This window comes from Bacillus cereus ATCC 14579, from assembly GCF_000007825.1.
Taxonomy (GTDB): Bacteria; Bacillota; Bacilli; order Bacillales; family Bacillaceae_G; genus Bacillus_A; species Bacillus_A cereus.
Window position 1 is genome coordinate 5224525 of the sequence record NC_004722.1, and the last position, 16315, is coordinate 5240839.

The following is a 16315-nucleotide window of genomic DNA, read 5'->3' on the forward strand; positions in this document are numbered from 1 at the left end:
GATTTTACAATGAATCTATCTAGTATCTTTACCAATTATGGGAGCTGTATCCTTCATTATATCGCCAAAATTTATTCATCATTTGTATACATACTTTAAAAATAATATATGTCCAAAAAAAAGACCGCCAAAACAATTAAGTCTCGGCAGTCTTCTTCAATCTATTATAGATTTGGATACATTGGGAATTTGCTAGTTAACGCTTCTACACGCTTACGTGCTTCTTCTAATGCAGCTTCATTTTCATGATTTTTTAATGTATAAGCAATAAGTGACGCAATTTCATCCATTTCTTCTAAACCAAAACCACGAGATGTTACAGCTGCTGTACCGATACGTACACCACTTGTTACAAATGGGCTTGCTGTTTCAAATGGAATTGTATTTTTGTTCACTGTAATACCAACTTCATCTAATACGTGCTCTGCTACTTTACCTGTGATTTCTAAGTTACGCACATCAATCAAGATTAAGTGATTGTCTGTTCCGCCAGAAACAAGTGTAAGTCCTTCTTTTTGAAGACCTTCAGCTAAGCGGTTCGCATTGTTAATGATATTTTGTGCATATGTTTTGAAATCATCTTGAAGTGCTTCACCAAATGCAACAGCTTTTGCAGCGATTACGTGCATAAGTGGACCACCTTGAATACCAGGGAAGATTGATTTATCAATTTGTTTTGCAAATTGCTCTTCACATAAAATCATACCACCACGCGGACCACGTAACGTTTTATGTGTTGTCGTTGTAACGAAATGTGCATGTGGTACTGGATTTGGATGTAAACCAGCAGCTACTAAACCTGCGATATGTGCCATATCAACCATTAAATAAGCGCCCACTTCATCTGCAATCTCACGGAATCGCTTGAAATCGATAACACGAGGGTATGCACTTGCACCTGCAACGATTAATTTTGGTTTATGTTCTTTCGCTTTTGCTAATACATCATCGTAATTAATACGGTGAGAGTCAGCATCCACGCCATATTCTACGAAATTATATTGTACTCCACTGAAGTTAACAGGGCTTCCGTGTGTTAAGTGACCACCATGAGATAAGTTCATACCAAGTACTGTATCGCCTTGCTCTAAAATCGTGAAGTATACTGCCATGTTCGCTTGTGCACCAGAGTGTGGTTGAACATTTACGTGCTCTGCGCCGAAAATTTCTTTCACGCGATCACGTGCGATATCTTCTACTACGTCTACGTGTTCACAGCCACCATAGTAACGTTTTCCAGGATATCCTTCAGCATACTTATTCGTTAAAACAGAACCTTGTGCCTCCATTACTGCTTCACTTACAAAGTTTTCCGAAGCAATTAACTCAATCTTTGAACGCTGTCTTCCTAGTTCTGCCTCAATTGCAGCAAATACCTTTTCATCTTGACGTTTTAAATGATCCACCAAAATCCCCCTTTTCTGAACGAATTACATCGATTCCCAACAGTTTTTTCTTATTTATTCAGAAAAAACGAAAATTCAGGTTGTAATTCTTTCGAACCTTCATGTTTTCAACTACATTCTAACATGACTTTCTATATCATAAAAGAAAAAAAAGACCGAAAATCGGTCTTTTCTTTCTTCTATTATAAAGTCAGACAACATACCTTTTATCTTATGATAAACAGGTACTATATGACTTCCTAATTTCTCATATTTAACGGCAAGTGGTAGTCTCTTCCACTGCCGCATAGACAGCACGTGCTCCACCAATTAGTTTTCCACGTGTTTTGGCCATCGTTACATGCGCACTTCCAATTTCCTTCACATTTGTACGAACCGGAACAGCTACATGCTTTAAATGCATACCGATAAATGTATCACCAATATCCATTCCTGCATCAGCTTTAATAAACTCAACTACTACCGGATCTTTCAAATTGTGATACGCATATGTCCCCAATGCACCACCTGCTGATCTAACAGGCGTAACTGTTACAATTTCAAATTGATATTTTATCGCTACTTCTCTCTCAACTACTAAAGCACGGTTTAAATGCTCACAACATTGAAACGCTAATTCAATACCTGTTTGCTCTTGAAATTGTTTTAACTCAGAGAAAATCGCCTCTGCTACTTCCATCGTTCCTGATGTTCCAATTCTTTCGCCTAGCACTTCGCTCGTGCTACAACCCACTACAAAAATTTGACCGCTTTGTAATGAAGCTTGTTCTTGGAAATCAGAAAGCGACATTTGTAGCTGTTCTCTTACCTTTACGATTTCTGTCACTACGCCTCTTCCTTTCACAGGTTGGTTCACCACATTATATTTCACACTACTGATAGTTAGAATCTATTACTTTGTTTCGTATGTTTTAATTTTTCCTACGCGGTTTTCGTGACGACCACCTTCATAATCAGTTGTTAACCAGATTTTCGCGATATCACGCGCTAGACCAGCACCAATTACACGCTCGCCCATTGCTAGCATGTTAGTGTCATTATGCTCTCTCGTCGCTTTCGCGCTGAAAGTATCATGAACTAACGCACAACGGATACCATTTACTTTGTTTGCTGCGATTGACATACCAATGCCTGTCCCACAAACTAAGATACCACGATCTACTTCACCATTCGCTACCATTTCAGCTGCTGGAAACGCAAAGTCAGGGTAATCAACAGAACCAGCTTCACATTCACAACCTAAATCAATATATTCAATATTTAACTCTTCTAATAAATTTACAAGTTCTTTGCGGATATTCATACCGCCGTGATCAGATGCTATTACTACTTTCATTTTTACCCCTCCAAAGTTTCAATCAATTATCTTCATTTCACACTCGCTACCTCATATAGGAAGAAGTGATCTCCAATATCGTATTATACACGAAACATCAACCTACTGAATGTTTTTTCAGTAAAGTTTGTACAAGTTTTTCCATCTCATCTAACGTTTCTTTATAAATAGAAAGCGAGCCTCCAAATGGATCTGAAATGTCCTTGCCTATACCTTCAGTTAATCCATATAACGTATTTAATTTCTTTTCAACGCTCGGATAATGCCCAAGTACAATTTGCTTATGGTTTTCTGTCATCGTTACGACAATATCAGCCCAATCAAGCAAAGTTTCATTTACTTGCTGCGCCGCATGATCAATTGAAATTCCTTTTTCAGCTAAAGCTTCCTTCGCATGTACCGATGCATCGCTCCCAGGATAGGCGAAAACACCAGCAGATTGCACTTCAAACTTATCTCCTCCGTGATGACGAAGCAACGCCTCAGCCATTGGACTACGACATGTATTGCCAGTACAAACAAATAACACTCGTTTCATTCAACCCCACCCCTATATTCGATTTCTTATCATTCATCATAACTTACATTAGAATAGAACAAAAGAAATGTGAATATACAAAAGGCGCATTTCTCTTATATTTTTTCTAAGAAAAATGCGCCTTATCCACATATATGTGAAACCCTATTTCCAAGTGCCTAGAGTATTTTAACATACATACTGAACACGCAACAAAAATAAGGAATCCATTTCATACGAAACGGATTCCTCTTATATTGCAATTATTTCATTGTAACTTTCATTACTTCTGTTGAACCTTTTGTAGCTGCTACGCCTACAGTTGTCTTAATAGACTCAGCTGCATCTGTGTTTGTAATAACAATTGGAGTAATTGTGCTTTTCGCTTTTTCACGGATTAATTCTAAGTCGAATGAGATTAATTTATCTCCAGCTTTTACAGCTTGGCCTTCAGAAACGTGCGCTTCGAAACCTTCACCTTCCATTTTTACAGTTTCTAATCCAACGTGGATTAAAATTTCTGTACCGTTTTTCGCTTTAATTCCGATAGCATGTTTTGTGTGGAATAATTGTACGATTTCACCATCAACTGGAGATACAACTACACCTTCAGTAGGATCAATTGCAACACCGTCACCCATCATACGACCAGCAAATACTGGATCTGGTACTTCTTCAATATTTTTCACTGCTCCAGTTAATGGAGCTACGATTGTTTCTTCATTTGTTTTTGAACCAAGACCGAATAATTTTTTAAACATAGGATAGTCCTCCTTATAATTTACCTAAAAGTTTATAGGGCAATCCCTAGTAAAACTCGGGATACATGTAAGACTTCATACTTCGAATATTATACTGTAAAAACGCTTTCGAAATAAATTATGTCATTACTAATAGACTCTTATTGTAGCGCTTCACAAAATTCCAGTCAATTCTGATTGTCTGAATAACAATTAGAAGTTAACTTCTATTTATATTTTCTCTTTTTTTGCCCAACTTGTCTAGAGGTCTTTACTACATTTTATTTTTTGTTGTTAATTTGTAAAATTTAATTCAAACTTTTTTCAAAATCCACTTGACTATAGTAAGTAACTATTTTATTATTACTTACGTAAGGTAAGTTAATAACTTTTAGGAGGTTTTTAAAATGATGGATTTCGGTCTACTTATTATTCGTCTTATTATAGGAATTACATTCATGGGTCATGGCGCTCAAAAATTATTTGGTTGGTTCGGCGGTTACGGTTTAAAAGGAACAGGTGGCTGGATGGAGTCAATCGGTTTACGTCCTGGTGTATTTATGGCATTTATGGCTGGCGCAACTGAATTACTAGGTGGTTTCTTATTCGCATCAGGTATTTTCATTGTAGTTGGTTCATTATTTATCGTTGGAACAATGTTAATGGCTATCTTCACTGTTCACGGAAAAAATGGTTACTGGGTAACACAAAACGGATATGAATATAACTTAATGTTAATCGCTGTCGCTGTTGGTGTAGCTTTAATCGGACCTGGCGCATACGTTTTACTTTAATTTTTATCTCAAATTTGAGATTCTCGAAAAAGAACTTACTTCATTACAATTGAAGTAAGTTCTTTTTATGAAACAAAATATTATTTCCAGCAGGATTTTCTCATCGTTATCTTGTAAACAAACAATAAGTATTCATATTTAGAAAGGGGATTACAAGCATGTTATCCATTAATCCAAATGAACAAACTGAAAAAGATAATTACAAATTACTTACCGGAAGTATCATCCCTCGTCCTGTCGCATTCGTTACTTCTGTAACAAAAGAAGGTGTACTAAACGGAGCACCATATAGTTATTTCAATATTGTCGCTGCTAATCCACCACTTATCTCAGTATCTGTACAACGAAAAGCAGGAGAAAGAAAGGACACTTCCCGAAACGCAATTGAAAAAGGAGAATTTGTCGTACATATTTCTGACGAATCGTATGTAGCAGCAATTAACGAAACAGCAGCTAACCTCCCGCCAAATGAAAGTGAAATTGAACTAGCAAAACTAACACCAATCGAAAGTGAAGTCATCTCTGTTCCAGGTGTAAAAGAAGCAAATATTCGAATGGAATGCGTATTAGAACGTGCAATTCCACTTGGCGGAACGGAAGACTCACCAGCTTGTGATCTACTAATTGGACGCGTCGTTCGTTTCCACGTTGCCGAACATCTATATGAAAAAGGGCGCATTCACGCAGAAGGACTCAAACCAATAAGCCGCCTAGCAGGACACAACTATGCAAAATTAGGAGAACAATTTGAATTAGTTAGGCCAATCTAAAAGTGGAAGCGGCTCGCTCAGAATCGCAGGGCACTTCAAGCTCTCGACCTTGAAGCGCTTTTTGCTTCATGCGAGAGAGCGAAATGACCGGAGATTCTAGCCGCTGAAGCTGGATAATATCTAAAAGCGGAGGCAGCTAGATTCCTCCCATCACTCAAATATAAAATCCCCTGCTTTTTAGCAGGGGATTTTATCATTGTAATTCTTCCTTCTTTTCCTCTAAAGTAGGCATTTTCTCTTTTTTCGGCTTCCCTAGCTTAATTACGAAGAAGTATAGGGAAAGCAATGTAATAAGAAAAACAATTAAAAACGGGTACGGAGAGTAAAAAGCACGCGCCGCCTCAGTCTTTCCCGCAACAAATTTCAATGACTCAATATCTAAAAACTCAGCAAACATTTGTACACCGAGCATACTAAACCAAAAAACAAAAAAACTAATAATAATACCAAAAACTTGCTTCAATCTCGTCATTCATCTCATCCTTTCTATATCTGTAATTTTTAGCGTAATAAATATAGTACAAACAAAATATTCACAGAAAGGAACTATCTCACCATTCACGAATTAACTTAATCCAACCTAACATCGAAATTTGCAAAATAATACCCCAAATTATAAGTCTTCTTAGCCATCGAGGAAAGAAGGTTAAAAATTTAACATACCATTCCAATAGCTTGTTCATAATTCCCTCCTACATAAAATTATATAGGAAAAAGGATATATAATCCAAACCCAACCAAAATGATACCACCTACTATCTCACCGTATGTACCGAGCATATCTTTCGCATGTCTCCCAATTAATAAACCAATCCACGCTAATAACATGCTAACAAATCCAAAAAGTAAAATCGTAATAATTGTCTGTGCCCCATAAATACCAAGACTAAGCCCTACTGAGAAACTATCTATACTGACGCCAAATGCAAATACGAATAAACTAATTCCAATAGGGGCAGTTCTAGTCTCTTCATTTTGTAAAATGGTCGAATATACGATATAAAACCCTAGTCCGATTAATAAAATAGCACCCGCAAAATGTGCGATATCTCCATATTTCTCTGATAAAAAACGACCTAGTACCATTCCTATAAACGGCATAATAATATGAAATATCCCTATCGTCATACCAATATACAGGATTTGTCTTAACTTTAGGGGCATCATCCCCATACCAAGACTCACCGAGAACGCATCCATCCCTAAGGCGAATGCCATAATTATTAAAGGTATTAGCTGTTCAAACGTCATTCATGCCCCTCCTTGGACGTGCTACTTCACAATATGCTTATCCAAGGAGAAATATTCTGTTTGCTAATCTTACCTTATCATTCAATAATAATATGATGTCCTGCCGCTTTTGTTAAACGATTCATAATTGCATTCCCTATTCCTTCATTAGGGAATGACTCACTAAAAATAACATCCACTTCACTTGCATCAAATGTTCTAAGTACATCATATAATTTAGTCGCAACGCTAGCTAAGTCACTTCTAACACCACAAGATAATATAACATCTGCACTATATACATGCTGATACTCTTCTGTCGTTAATACGCCTACTTTAAATCCTTCTTTCTTTTTCTCATCCACAAGATGCTGAATAAACTCACGTGAGCCCTCGACAATACTAAGTGGTGCTTTCGGCGCATAATGTGTGTATTTCATTCCAGGCGATTTCGGTTTTTCCTTCTCATCCTTTAAAGCTGGATCTAAAGAAACAGTACCTATCACCGCTTCTAATTGTTCTTTCGTAATCCCACCTGGACGTAATATTGTTGGAACCGTGCTTGTACAATCAATTACAGTTGATTCAACGCCTACTCCAGTTGCACCACCATCAACAATACCTGCAATCTTCCCATTCAAATCTTCATATACGTGAGAAGCTAATGTTGGACTTGGACGCCCTGAACGATTCGCACTTGGTGCCGCAACAGGTACATTCGCCTCTTCAATAAGAGCAAGTGCAATTGGATGATCAGGCATTCTTACTCCAACCGTATTAAGTCCTGCCGTCACCTTCTCTGAAATTCCTTCTTTTCTCGGCAAAATAATTGTTAATGGTCCTGGCCAAAAATGCGCCATTAACTTCTCTGCAACTGGTGGAATTTCTTTCACAATCCCATCTAACTGAGATTTTGTACCTATGTGGACAATGAGTGGATTATCACTCGGTCTTCCTTTCGCTTCGAAAATTTTCGCGATTGCTTCATCATCCATCGCGTTTGCCCCTAACCCATATACTGTTTCCGTAGGAAAAGCAACCGCCTCATTTTCTCTTAATAATTTTGCTGCTTCTTGTAACTGTGGATAATATTTTTTTCTTTCCACAACATTATCCACAACCCACATATTTGTATGCATTTTTTTCCACGTCCTTTTCTAGCCTTAAATACTTGTCTATTTTTAGTTTACTATGAGATTTATCCAAAAGACAAACAAGGTTTATCCACAAAATGTGGATAAACCTAATTAATCCGTGGATAACTTTGTGAATAGCTGACAATTTAGTATTATTGCATTCTGCTCTTTTATATTTTTACAAAAATGTTCTAGCTGTTGAATTCCCTCTGGAACCTCATCCTTTTCTATAGTAAAAAAGTCAAAGAACTGAAAGATCGGTACAGATTGTGGATGATTTGTTAGTAAGTACAATTGTTGAACACTTTTTTCTTTCATATACTGCAAAAACATTTCAAAAAAATATAAGAAAGTCTGTTTATCCACATGAGGTGTGAATAAACAAGAACGAATAAGTACATCTTCCCCACTTTGTTCATAACCAATTACAGCTCGTATTTCTTCCGCCTCTTCCAAAATCATAAATTGTGCGTACAACTCATTTATTTTATCATCTTTTTTATTAGCTTGTCCGAAAAAAGAATGTAATCTTTCCACATCTGCTTTCGTAGCAAAATACACTTTCTTCATAATAAATCCCTCCTCATTTTTATATATGAGGAGGGATTTATTAATAGTACTATTTAGAGAATAAAGATGTAAAAGCTTCTACAATAAACAATTTAACTTCTGGCTTTTCTTCTTCCTCTTCTACTTTTACATACTCATTTTGCTGTTCTTGTTTTTTCTCCACAGATTTCTCCACTTTTTCCACATTTTTTGTTTCTTCTTTACTTACAGGCTGCTCTTCGACTTTTGTTTCATTTTTCACTACTTTCTTTTCAGAAGCTGTTACTTTTTTTACTGCTTCCCGCTTTACAACTTTCGTTTCTTTTACCTCATCCTCTTTTTTCTCTTCTACATTTACTACTTCTTCATTATCTATTTGTTTTACTTGCTCCTCTTCAGGAGATTCCGCCTTCACAACGTGCTCTTCTTTTCTTACAGCTGTCCCGCTCGAAAAATCTAAGAAACACATCGGTGGAAATAATACACACCACCAGTTCGCCCCTTCACCTTCCCCAATTGTAATTAAGACTGCTTCATATTCCCCTGCCGGATAAATAAAATTCCCATATACCTTTGTAGGAAACTTTACATTCTTACTAAATTTCACTTGAAATGATTCTTTACTTCCCTCTCTTTTTAACGTATTTTCCACCGTTTTCTCGATTTCTGGAATATGACTTTGAATTACTTTGCGTGCCTCTTCAAATGAAGTTAAATCCGCTACCCATCCATCAATTTGTGCTTTTACTTCATCACGCACTTTACGCTTCAATGCCTGGTCTTTATCTGAATCACTATTTGCTAAAATTCGTAATCGAACGGCCTCTTTCGGAATAACTGAAGGCCCTTTCGCATCAGCTTTCATATATCCAAACTGCACAAGTAACTGTGCACCAATTAATAGTATAAGAAGATAAGCAATAACTTGTTTTTTCATTTCCTCCACCGTCCCTTCTACAAACAGTGTGGACAGACTTTCATCTTTCTAAACTATTAAATTCAAAATCTATATGAATTTTCCCACAAAAAAATAGAGTAAGGTGTGAACCTTACTCCATCTCTGCAAATACCATACGATCTTTTCCGTTAATATCGAAAACAACCTCAACATGAGCATGTGGAAAAGCTTGTTGTAACAATCTTTTTACATCCTCACCTTGTCCTACTCCAATTTCAAACGCCACAATCGCTTTCTTCTGCAACACATTCGGCAATTCTTCCATAAAACGGCGATAGAAATCTAATCCGTCTTCACCACCAACAAGTGCTCTCTTCGGCTCATGCTCTTTCACAACAGGAGAAAGACCACGCCAATCCTCTTCCGGTATATATGGAGGATTTGAAACAACAACATCTAGCTTTTGACCCGTTTTATGAAATGGTGACAATAAATCACCGTGATAGAACGTTACTTCTGCACCTAAAGCTTTTGCATTTTCTTTTGCAACTTCAATCGACTCTTGTGCAATATCTACTGTATACACATGAAGATTTTTATTTTCTAAAGCAAGCGTAATAGAAATCGCTCCACTACCTGTACCTATATCTGCTACATGTAGTTTCTCATCACCAAAATGGCGCTCGATTCTTTCTAATACTCCCACTATAAGCTCTTCTGTTTCCGGCCTTGGTATTAATACTTCTTCATTCACAAAGAAAGACCGTCCATAAAATATTTCATAACCAATCATATATTGAATAGGAATACCTTCTACATGCTTATGGATAAACTCCGTAAAGCTTTTCTCTTGTTCCTCAGTTATTTCTTCACGCATATTCATAAGTAATCCTGTTCTGTTCACCTTTAATACATGACAAAGGACAATTTCTCCCGCATTTTCATCTCGTCCATTTTCCTGTAAAAAAGAAGAAGCCCATTTCAGGGCTTCATAGACACGCATTACTCAGCTGCCTCCATCTTTTGAGCCTGATCTTCCATCACTAAGGCATTGATGAAATCATCTAACTTACCTTGTAAGATTTGATCTAGCTTTTGAATCGTTAAACCGATTCGATGGTCTGTAACACGGTTTTGCGGGAAGTTATACGTACGAATACGCTCTGAACGATCTCCCGTACCAACAGCTTGTTTACGGTTTTGATCATACTCAGCTTGCGCTTCTTGTCTAAACTTATCATAAACACGTGCGCGTAATACTTTCATCGCTTTTTCTTTATTCTTGATCTGTGATTTCTCATCCTGACAAGATACAACTACACCAGTCGGTAAATGCGTTAAACGCACCGCTGACATCGTTGTATTAACGCTCTGTCCACCAGGTCCACTAGAAGCGAATGTATCAACACGAACATCTTTCTCATGAATATCAATTTCTACTTCTTCTGCCTCTGGTAATACAGCTACAGTTGCTGTAGATGTATGAATACGTCCACCAGATTCCGTTTCAGGAACACGTTGTACACGGTGAGCACCATTCTCGAATTTCAGCTTCGCGAAAGCACCTTTACCATTAATCATAAAGATAATCTCTTTATATCCACCTAACTCTGTATAGCTAGCCTCAATAATCTCCGTTTTCCAGCCCTGTACCTCAGCGTAACGGCTATACATACGGTATAAGTCACCAGCAAATAAAGCTGCCTCGTCTCCACCAGCAGCTCCACGAACCTCAACGATAACGTTCTTATCATCATTAGGGTCTTTTGGAACAAGTAAAATTTTCAGACGCTCTGATAATGTTTTATCTTGTGATTCTAACTCAGAAACTTCTTCTTTTACCATTTCACGCATTTCTGCGTCTAACTTATCTTCTAACATTGCTTTCGCATCTTTTAATTGCTCACGAACATCCTTATACTCACGATACACCTCTACCGTTTCCTGTATATCAGACTGTTCCTTTGAATATTCACGAAGCTTATTTGAATCACTAATAATCGCTGGATCACTTAACAATTCATTTAACTTCTCATAACGATTTTCTACAGCTTGCAAACGATCTAACACATCATTCACCTCTACATCCTAGTATCTAATACAAATAGTATATGGTACTTACTCAAAAAAACGCAAATTATATTTAAAAGTGGTGGTGGCTTGTTCAGCTCTGACCAGCTAAGGTTCTTTCGACCTAAAGGTGCTTTTTACCTTTCGGGCGGAAGGTTCTTAGATGCGAAGAGCTAGCCACCAGAACTAGATATATTGAAAAGCGTAAGCGGCTCGCTCAGAATCGCAGGCCATTGGAGCTCTCGACCTTGAAGCGCTTTTTGCTTCGAGCGAGAGAGCGAAATGGCCGGAGATTCTAGCCGCTGGAGCTAGATAATATATTTAAAAGTGGCAGTGGCTCTTTCAGCTCTGACCAGCTAAGGTTCTCTCGCACAGAAGACGTTTTTTGTCTTCTCGTGCGGGAGGTTCTTAAACGCAAGGACCTAGGAGGCGGAGCTAGATAATATCTAAAAGCAGCGGATCACACCACTCACACTCTCTATTTTGAAAAAAACCCGCCTTGCGCAGCGAGTTTTACTTATCTTTGTTTGCAGGTACTGCATGACAATGACGACAACGTGGTTCATACGATTCTGAAGCTCCAACTAAAATAATTGGATCATCAAATGCCGCTGGTTCTCCATCAATTAATCGTTGTGTACGACTTGCTGGAGATCCACATACAGAACATACTGCTTGTAGTTTTGTCACATGTTCAGCAATCGCCATCAGCTGAGGAACTTGTCCAAATGGTAGACCACGGAAATCTTGGTCTAAACCAGCTACAATGACACGATAGCCACGATTTGCCAATACTTGCACCACTTCCACAATGTCCCCATCAAAAAATTGCACCTCATCGATTGCAATAACATCCAGCTCTTCTGTAATATGTTCAAATATATCCTTTGAAGCTGAAACAGGAACTGCTTTTACCTTTAATCCGTTATGTGATACAACATCTTCTTCACTATATCGATTATCAATACATGGTTTAAATACAATTGCATGTTGTTTTGCAAATTGCGTACGGCGCACACGGCGGATTAGCTCTTCTGACTTGCCAGAAAACATACTACCGCAAATCACTTCAATCCAGCCATTTTGATTTATTAAGTACATGAAGCTCTCCTTTCATCTACTTTTCAGTTAAAAGTAGGGTAAAGGTATAATATTTTCGCAAAAAAAACAGACAAGCGAATACATACACTTGCCTGTTTTATGTTTTTATTACTTAAGACCGTATTTCTTATTGAAGCGGTCAACGCGTCCGTCTGCAGTAGCAAACTTCTGACGTCCAGTGTAGAATGGGTGAGAATCAGAACTGATCTCAACTTTTAGTAATGGATAAGTGTTACCATCTTCCCACTCAACAGTTTCGTTAGATCCTTTAGTAGATCCGCTTAAGAATTTGAAGCCTGTGTTTGTGTCCATGAATACAACTTTCTTGTAATCTGGGTGAATTCCTGCTTTCATTCTTTTCATCTCCTTCCGCCCTGAATCATTTTCGAAACAGAGTTTTTCATCTTCAGCTGCATACACAACTATATTGATGAAACACATATGATGAAATTATAACAAGGCTAACTTCATTTTGCAACTACCTGTTTTTGTCTTTTGAAATTAAAAGTGGAGACGGCTCGTTTAGCTCTGACTGGCTAAGGTTCTCTCGCACAAAAGGTGCTTTTTACCTTTAGTGCGGGAGGTTCTTAGACACGAAGAGCTAGCCGTCGGAACTAGATACAATTTAAAAGCAGAAGCGGCTCGTTCAGAATGGGAGGGGGATGGAGCTTCTGACTTAGAGGTGCTTTTTACCTTGTAGGAAGACGCGAAGCCACCGACCATTCTAGCCGCTGGAGCTGGATATTATCTTAAAAGTGGAGGTGGCTCGCTCAGCTCTGACCAGTTAAGGCTCTTTCACCCTAAAGGTGCTTTTTACCTTTCGGGCGGAAGGTTCTTAGATGCGAAGAGCTAGCCACCAGAACTGGATATTACTTAAGAATCCAGGACACTTCGAACTCTCGACCTTGAAGCGCTTTTTACTTCGAGCGAGAGAGCGAAATAACCGGAGATTTTAGCCGCTGGAGGGAGCTCATCCAGCTCTGACTAGCTCAGGTTCTTTCACTTATTTCTCTCTTTAATATCACCTAAACAGCATAAAAAACTCGCTTACTATAAAATAAGCGAGTCTTGATTTTTTCCCTTTACTTAGTTGTTACATACCTTTTCGAGTCTGCAACAATGTTTTGTAAAAACTCTTCATTTGTCTTCGTTTGACGAAGCTTACGTAAGAAACTTTCAACAAAGTCTGGTGTATCACGCATTGTCTTACGAATGCCCCATAACTTGTCTAAATGTTCTTTTGGAATTAATAGATCTTCTTTACGTGTACCAGAACGACGAATATCAATCGCTGGGAAGATACGACGTTCAGCTAATGAACGATCTAAGTGAAGTTCCATATTTCCAGTTCCTTTAAATTCCTCGTAAATAACATCGTCCATACGTGATCCTGTATCAACAAGGGCTGTTGCTAAAATTGTTAAGCTACCGCCTTCTTCAATATTACGTGCAGCTCCAAAGAAACGCTTCGGTCTATGGAAGGCAGCTGGATCGATACCACCTGATAATGTTCTACCACTTGGTGGAATAACGAGGTTGTAAGCTCGAGCTAAACGGGTAATACTATCCATTAAAATGATAACATCTTTCTTGTGCTCTACAAGACGCATCGCACGTTCTAACACAAGCTCAGCTACTTTAATATGATTTTCTGGTACTTCATCAAAAGTAGAACTTACAACATCTCCTTTAACAGAACGTTCAATGTCTGTTACTTCCTCTGGACGCTCATCAATTAAAAGTACAATTAGTTCTGCTTCCGGATGATTTGTTGTAACACTGTGCGCGATTTCTTTTAATAGACTTGTTTTACCAGCCTTTGGAGGCGCAACAATTAAACCACGTTGTCCAAATCCAACTGGTGCGATTAAATCCATGATGCGTGTCGGTAACTTTTTCGGTTCCGTTTCCAATTTCATTTGGCGATCTGGGTATAATGGTGTTAATGCAGGGAAATGCACACGCTCTTTTGCTGAATCTGGATCATCTCCGTTTACAGCTTCAACTTGTAATAACCCAAAATAGCGTTCATTTTCTTTCGGAGGTCGTACTTTACCAGAAACCTTATCTCCATTACGTAAATCGAAACGACGAATTTGCGAAGCTGAGATATAAATATCTTCTGAGCTTGGAGAATAGTTGATAGGACGTAGGAATCCAAATCCTTCTGATTGAATAATTTCTAATACGCCTTCCATGAAAAAGAAACCTTCTTTTTCTGCTCGAGCTTTCAAAATAGAAAAAATCAGCTCTTTTTTCGTTAACTTGCTATAATACGAAATCTTAAATTCTTTCGCAAGCTCGTATAACTCTTTTAATTTCATGTTTTCTAATGCTGCAATTGACAAATTCATTCAGACACCACACTTTAACGTTATTCTCTTTTTTCATGGGTAAAGGGAAAAAATACGGAAGGCAAATAATTAATAATGAAAGGCAATAAGTTCAAGTAGGGTAATATTCACTATTGTAACCCTTTTATCTAGTTTTAATCAATACGTTGGAACACAAATACAAGAAGCGAAGACAAGAAAATTTGTCTTCGCTTCTTATTTAATTTAGTTCCAGCTCCGATAGTTAGAAAGATCGACCATTTTAACCTTTCTGAAGGAGCTGCTTACGCTTTTTATTTAATCTAGCTTCAGCAGCTAGAATGGTCAGTGGCTTCACTTCTTCCTGCGAGGCAAAAAGCGCCTCTACGTCAGAAGCTCCATCCCCCTCCCATTCTGAACGAGCTGCTTACGCTTTTTATTTAATAACCAAGTTCGGTTTTTTATTTAAGCTATGACGACCATCTACGAAGCGAACTGTGCCTGATTTTGCGCGCATAACAAGGGATTGCGTTGTTCCTACGCTACCTTTAAATTGAACACCACGTAATAGTTCTCCATCTGTTACGCCTGTTGCTGCAAAGATTGCATCGTCACCTTTTACTAAGTCCTCCATGCGAAGGATACGATTAATGTCTTCTATGCCCATTTTTTTACAACGTGCTAATTCAGCTTCGTTTTGTGGCAATAGTTTTCCGTGAATTTCTCCACCTAAACATTTTAAAGCAACTGCTGCTAATACACCTTCAGGTGCTCCACCAGATCCAAATAAAATATCTACACCTGTACGATCAAACGCTGTATTAATCGCTCCAGCTACATCTCCATCATTAATCAATTTAATGCGCGCACCAGCTTTACGAATTTCTTCGATAATTTCTTGATGACGTGGACGATTTAAAACTGTCGCTACAACATCTTCAATATCTTTATTTTTCGCTTTCGCAACTGCACGTAAGTTATCAATAATAGGCGCATCAATGTCGACCGCCCCAACTGCTTCTGGGCCAACCGCGATTTTATTCATGTACATGTCAGGGGCATGTAACAAATTACCGTGGTCTGCAATTGCAATGACAGCAAGAGCATTCCAGCCACCGGCTGCTACGATGTTTGTCCCTTCTAAAGGATCAACCGCAACGTCTACACGTGGTCCATATCCTGTACCTAATTTCTCTCCGATATATAGCATTGGTGCTTCATCCATCTCACCTTCACCAATTACAACTGTACCTTTCATCGGAATTGTATCAAATACATCACGCATAGCTGATGTTGCTGCACCGTCTGCCTCATCCTTTTTCCCGCGCCCCATCCAACGCGCTGATGATAAAGCTGCAGCCTCTGTTACACGTACTAACTCCATAGATAAACTTCTTTCCACGATAATCCCTCTCCTTTAAGCCTTTATATTTCTGCCGTATTTTGTGAACCGTGT

The 16315-nt window shown here is 38.2% G+C and carries 19 protein-coding genes; 2 read left to right on the forward strand and 17 right to left on the reverse strand.

All coding sequences use genetic code 11. The features are described 5' to 3' along the window. Window positions 1-164: 164 nt before the first annotated feature. The 5 genes from glyA to BC_RS26535 form a co-directional block, all read right to left on the reverse strand. A complete protein-coding gene (gene glyA, locus BC_RS26515) occupies window positions 165-1406 on the reverse strand; it encodes a serine hydroxymethyltransferase (RefSeq protein WP_000349805.1) in 1242 nt (413 codons plus the stop codon). A gap of 253 nt (window positions 1407-1659) precedes the next feature. Further along, window positions 1660-2232: a TIGR01440 family protein gene (locus tag BC_RS26520; protein ID WP_000136374.1), complete on the reverse strand. Its 573-nt coding sequence runs from the start codon at window positions 2230-2232 to the stop codon at window positions 1660-1662. Window positions 2233-2298: 66 nt separating this feature from the next. Next, complete coding sequence (rpiB, locus tag BC_RS26525; RefSeq protein WP_000869538.1) at window positions 2299-2742, reverse strand: ribose 5-phosphate isomerase B; 444 nt, start codon at window positions 2740-2742, stop codon at window positions 2299-2301. A 97-nt stretch (window positions 2743-2839) separates the two neighbouring features. Continuing rightward, window positions 2840-3280 (reverse strand): low molecular weight protein arginine phosphatase, encoded by a 441-nt coding sequence (locus BC_RS26530; RefSeq protein ID WP_000832373.1) that lies wholly within the window; start codon window positions 3278-3280, stop codon window positions 2840-2842. Window positions 3281-3522: 242 nt separating this feature from the next. After that, the gene (locus BC_RS26535; protein WP_000473665.1) at window positions 3523-4020 is read right to left on the reverse strand and encodes a PTS sugar transporter subunit IIA; all 498 of its coding nucleotides are present in this window, start codon (window positions 4018-4020) and stop codon (window positions 3523-3525) included. A gap of 386 nt (window positions 4021-4406) precedes the next feature. Between BC_RS26535 and BC_RS26540 the strand changes: the two genes are divergently transcribed. Next, complete coding sequence (locus BC_RS26540) at window positions 4407-4793, forward strand: DoxX family protein (RefSeq protein WP_000968616.1); 387 nt, start codon at window positions 4407-4409, stop codon at window positions 4791-4793. Between the two features lie 158 nt (window positions 4794-4951). After that, window positions 4952-5563, forward strand: a complete 612-nt coding sequence (locus BC_RS26545) for a flavin reductase family protein (RefSeq protein ID WP_000949054.1) — start codon at window positions 4952-4954, stop codon at window positions 5561-5563. A 193-nt stretch (window positions 5564-5756) separates the two neighbouring features. Here BC_RS26545 and BC_RS26550 read toward each other — a convergent pair whose 3' ends face one another. The 12 genes from BC_RS26550 to glpX form a co-directional block, all read right to left on the reverse strand. Beyond that, the gene (locus BC_RS26550) at window positions 5757-6035 is read right to left on the reverse strand and encodes a DUF3935 domain-containing protein (protein ID WP_000197472.1); all 279 of its coding nucleotides are present in this window, start codon (window positions 6033-6035) and stop codon (window positions 5757-5759) included. 79 nt (window positions 6036-6114) lie between these two features. Further along, on the reverse strand, window positions 6115-6246 hold the full coding sequence (locus BC_RS28260) for a hypothetical protein (RefSeq protein WP_001037634.1): 132 nt from the start codon (window positions 6244-6246) through the stop codon (window positions 6115-6117). A gap of 19 nt (window positions 6247-6265) precedes the next feature. Next, entirely contained in the window at window positions 6266-6814 is a 549-nt protein-coding gene (locus BC_RS26555) for a manganese efflux pump MntP (RefSeq protein WP_000142475.1), read from the reverse strand. Window positions 6815-6891: 77 nt separating this feature from the next. Beyond that, entirely contained in the window at window positions 6892-7932 is a 1041-nt protein-coding gene (locus tag BC_RS26560; protein WP_000557353.1) for an L-threonylcarbamoyladenylate synthase, read from the reverse strand. Window positions 7933-8040: 108 nt separating this feature from the next. Beyond that, window positions 8041-8499 carry a mechanosensitive ion channel protein gene (locus tag BC_RS26565; RefSeq protein WP_000758437.1) on the reverse strand — a complete coding sequence of 153 codons (459 nt, stop codon included), beginning with the start codon at window positions 8497-8499 and terminating at the stop codon, window positions 8041-8043. Between the two features lie 49 nt (window positions 8500-8548). Next, window positions 8549-9415: a stage II sporulation protein R gene (spoIIR, locus tag BC_RS26570; protein ID WP_000745065.1), complete on the reverse strand. Its 867-nt coding sequence runs from the start codon at window positions 9413-9415 to the stop codon at window positions 8549-8551. 112 nt (window positions 9416-9527) lie between these two features. Next, window positions 9528-10379, reverse strand: coding sequence for a peptide chain release factor N(5)-glutamine methyltransferase (gene prmC, locus BC_RS26575; RefSeq protein ID WP_001267061.1), 852 nt, complete (start codon window positions 10377-10379; stop codon window positions 9528-9530). Next, window positions 10379-11446 (reverse strand): peptide chain release factor 1, encoded by a 1068-nt coding sequence (gene prfA, locus BC_RS26580; protein WP_000887064.1) that lies wholly within the window; start codon window positions 11444-11446, stop codon window positions 10379-10381. Before prfA ends, prmC begins: the two co-directional genes overlap by 1 nt. A 513-nt stretch (window positions 11447-11959) precedes the next feature. After that, the gene (locus BC_RS26585; protein ID WP_000280859.1) at window positions 11960-12547 is read right to left on the reverse strand and encodes a thymidine kinase; all 588 of its coding nucleotides are present in this window, start codon (window positions 12545-12547) and stop codon (window positions 11960-11962) included. A 108-nt stretch (window positions 12548-12655) separates the two neighbouring features. Next, window positions 12656-12901 (reverse strand): type B 50S ribosomal protein L31, encoded by a 246-nt coding sequence (locus BC_RS26590; RefSeq protein WP_000643433.1) that lies wholly within the window; start codon window positions 12899-12901, stop codon window positions 12656-12658. A gap of 728 nt (window positions 12902-13629) precedes the next feature. Then, entirely contained in the window at window positions 13630-14901 is a 1272-nt protein-coding gene (gene rho / locus BC_RS26595) for a transcription termination factor Rho (protein WP_001053903.1), read from the reverse strand. Window positions 14902-15295: 394 nt separating this feature from the next. Further along, window positions 15296-16261: a class II fructose-bisphosphatase gene (gene glpX / locus BC_RS26600; RefSeq protein WP_000442341.1), complete on the reverse strand. Its 966-nt coding sequence runs from the start codon at window positions 16259-16261 to the stop codon at window positions 15296-15298. Between the last annotated feature and the right edge of the window lie 54 nt (window positions 16262-16315).